Origin of the sequence: Umbribacter vaginalis (assembly GCA_001552935.1) — a bacterium.
Classification (GTDB): Bacteria; Actinomycetota; Coriobacteriia; order Coriobacteriales; family Eggerthellaceae; genus Berryella; species Berryella vaginalis.
The window spans coordinates 1-559 of record KQ959704.1 but is presented as its reverse complement, the minus strand read 5'-3'; the positions used below and the strand labels follow the sequence as shown (position 1 = coordinate 559).

Genomic DNA, 559 nt, shown 5'->3' with positions numbered 1-559 from the left:
TGGTGCAGGGCTTTGCTCTACAGCAGCTGGCGCTGGTGCAGGGGCAGCAGATTCAGACGCAGGGGCAGCAGCAGCTGTACCTGTAACATTATCTACACTACCACTTGCAGCAGCCTGTGGCGTACCTGGTACAGTAGTAGATGCGTTAATTGGTGTACCATCTGCATTAGTTTGTGGTGGTGCAATCTCTGTAGTAGTGGTTTGCGCTGCATCAGCTTGCTCTGTTGGCGCATGGAATATGTCAAAGAGACCATGTGATTCTTTTTGCGGTGTTTGCACCGTTGTGATAGTTCCATCCTCAGCAATCACTTGCTCGGTATGTGGCAGGTTGCATGCAATAAGTGCTCCTACTACACCAAGTACGGCAACGGTGCCTACTGATGCGCAAGCAATCTTCGTGCTTTTCTTCGTCCATTTTTCTTTCAAGGTATCAAGTAGCTTCGTGTTCATAGCGGTATCCTTTCGGTTATTATTCTTTCTTTTTAGCGTTGAATTAAATACAGAGTAAATGGTTGGATGGCTTGCTGGATGGATTACGTTTTAACACTGAGCAAGGTTG

At 47.0% G+C, this 559-nt stretch carries 1 protein-coding gene; it reads right to left on the bottom strand.

The window, feature by feature from the left end; all coding sequences use genetic code 11:
* Positions 1-450 (bottom strand): hypothetical protein (locus tag HMPREF3190_RS07640; RefSeq protein ID WP_449676222.1); only part of this gene is annotated, 450 nt, incomplete at its 3' end.
* Between the last annotated feature and the right edge of the window lie 109 nt (positions 451-559).